We start from the raw sequence: 2,701 nt of genomic DNA, 5'->3' as shown, positions 1-2,701 counted from the left end.
GTTGAGTTCTCAAGGAACGGACACTTCCTTCGGACCGCCTTCCAGCGGGCCCTCCGGGCGCTTCGTTCTTTCGTGTTCCCAGCTTATCAGATGTTCTCCGCCCCGTTTTCCGGAGCTTCATTCATCTGATCCCGACTGGCGGGGCCGCTTTCCGCGGCGGCCTTCACATTAGCGCATTTCGAGTTTTACTCGAAATTCCCCGTTCACATTCGCTGCCGGGGATACCGACGAACCCAAATGAATGGGCTGCGAAGTGAAAGTAGGACTTACCGCTCAGTGGTGGCCGCTCCGGCTGGTCCGGGCCGACCTCTCGGTCATCCCGCGCACCCACCCGCTCCAGCGACTCGTCCAACACTAGGCCAGTCCGACCGCCGCGTCAAACATCAGGGGACCGGATCTGTCCAGATCCGGTCCCCTCGATGCGTAGCCGCAGCTCAGCGGCCCTCCGTATCAGGCCACGGCCTCAGCGGACCCCGGCCACGTCGGAGCGTCCTGAGCGTCTCAGCCGGCCGAGGACTTGAGCTCGGCCGCGGCCAGGTTGCGCTTGCCGCGGCGCAGGACGAGCCAGCGACCGTGCAGCAGGTCCGACTCGGTCGGCACCGCCTCCTCGTCCGTCACCTTGACGTTGTTGAGGTAGGCACCGCCCTCCTTGATCGTCCGGCGGGCGGCCGAACGGCTCGGGGCCAGGCCGACGGCGACCAACAGGTCGACCACGGGCTGGAGTTCGGTCACCTCGGCCTTGGGGACCTCGGCCAGCGCGGCCGCCAGGGTCGGGGCCTCCAGGTCGGCGAGGTCGCCCTGGCCGAAGAGCGCCTTGGACGCCGCCACCGCGCGCTCGTACTGCTCGGCGCCGTGGACCAGGGTGGTGAGCTCCTCGGCGAGCGCCCGCTGGGCGAGCCGGGCGGCGGGGCGCTCGGTGGTCTCGCGCTCCAGCTCCTCGATCTCCTCCTTCGAGCGGAAGCTGAAGATCCGCAGGAAGTTGGAGACGTCCCGGTCGTCCGCGTTCAGCCAGAACTGGTAGAAGGCGTACGGGGTGGTCAGCTCGGGGTCGAGCCAGACCGTGCCGGACTCCGTCTTGCCGAACTTGGTGCCGTCCGCCTTGACGATCAGCGGGGTGGCCAGCGCGTGGACGGACTTGCCCTCGGCCTTGCGGATCAGGTCGGTGCCGGCGGTGAGGTTGCCCCACTGGTCGCTGCCACCGGTCTGCAGGGCGCAGCCGTAGCGACGGTTCAGCTCCAGGAAGTCCATGCCCTGGAGGATCTGGTAGCTGAACTCGGTGTAGCTGATGCCCGCGTCGGAGTTGAGCCGCCGGGCGACGGCCTCCTTGGCGATCATGTTGTTGACGCGGAAGTACTTGCCCACGTCGCGCAGCAGGCTGATGGCCGACATCCCGGAGGTCCAGTCCAGGTTGTTGACCATGCGGGCCGCGTAGGGGCCGTCGAAGTCCAGGAACCGCGAGATCTGGCCGCGCAGGCGCTCCACCCAGCCGGCCACCGTCTCGGGGTCGTTCAGGACGCGCTCGGCGGTGGGCTTGGGGTCGCCGATCAGGCCGGTGGCGCCGCCGACCAGGCCCAGCGGGAGGTTCCCCGCCTGCTGGATGCGGCGCATGGTGAGGATCTGCACCAGGTTGCCGAGGTGCAGGCTCGGGGCCGTCGGGTCGAAGCCGCAATAGAACGTGACCGGGCCGTCCGCGAACGCCTTGCGCAGTGCGTCCTCGTCGGTGGACAGGGCGATCAGCCCGCGCCACCGCAGCTCGTCGACGATGTCCGTCACGGTCACGACTCTCCTTCGATCGGGCGTCCACGTCCGGCAGGGGCCCGGTTCGGTCGGGCCACGGTGCGGGGACGACTCCAGCGTTGTAGAGGGTACGCGCTCCCGGCCAGCGAGTTTCCGCGCGGGGAACCCGGCGGTCGCCGTACGGGCCCCCTCGGCACCGGAAATTCCGTTGTTCGTCGGCCGTGAGCCCCTTCACAGTGGTTCCACCGCCGTGCGGCGGCAGTGACGTGTGTAATGACGGTCGTGCCGCCGTGGCACGCCCGTGGGAAGGGTGTGCCGAGGTGCGCAACACGCTGGTTCTCAACGCAAGCTACGAGCCGCTGACGACGGTGTCGCTCCAGCGCGCCGTGGTCCTGGTGCTCCAGGACAAGGCCGTGGTCGAGCAGGCGCATCCCCTGCGCACGGTCCGCGGTACGGGCGTGAGCGTCCCGGTCCCGCGGGTGATCAGACTGCAGCGGTACGTACGGGTGCCCTTCCGACAACAGGCTCCGTGGTCGCGGCGCGGTGTCCTGGTGCGGGACCAGCACCAGTGCGCGTACTGCGGGCGGCGGGCCACCACCGTCGACCACCTCCAGCCGAAGTCGCGCGGTGGCGCCGACAGCTGGCTGAACACCGTGGCCGCCTGCGCCGAGGACAACCAGCGCAAGGCCGACCGCACGCCCGAGCAGGCCGGGATGGCGCTGCTGCGGGGGCCCTTCGAGCCGACCCCGCAGGCCACCCTGATGCTGGCGCTGGGGCTGCGCGGCTCGGACGTCCGCGAGCTGGCCGCCTGGCTGCCCGCCCAGGTCACCGCGACGGCCGCCTGAACGGACGGTCCGGCCGGGCCCGACGGGGCTAGGGCGTGTCTTGTGGATCTTGTCGGATAGGCCGCGGCGTTGGGGTGCGTGCATCGCAAGGCGGAGGAGGGAGCCACTGCGGAGCATTG

At 69.7% G+C, this 2,701-nt stretch carries 2 protein-coding genes; one reads left to right on the top strand and one right to left on the bottom strand.

The genetic code is table 11. The features are described from left to right. Positions 1-501: 501 nt before the first annotated feature. Positions 502-1,773 (bottom strand): tyrosine--tRNA ligase, encoded by a 1,272-nt coding sequence (gene tyrS, locus ACWEQL_RS42095; RefSeq protein ID WP_452156854.1) that lies wholly within the window; start codon positions 1,771-1,773, stop codon positions 502-504. A gap of 284 nt (positions 1,774-2,057) precedes the next feature. Between tyrS and ACWEQL_RS42090 the strand changes: the two genes are divergently transcribed. Further along, positions 2,058-2,582: an HNH endonuclease gene (locus ACWEQL_RS42090; RefSeq protein ID WP_452156852.1), complete on the top strand. Its 525-nt coding sequence runs from the start codon at positions 2,058-2,060 to the stop codon at positions 2,580-2,582. Positions 2,583-2,701: the final 119 nt, after the last annotated feature.

The sequence above is a fragment of the Kitasatospora sp. NPDC004240 genome (assembly GCF_053603215.1).
Note: the sequence above shows the minus strand (reverse complement) of the source record. Positions and strands in the feature narration are given on the sequence as shown.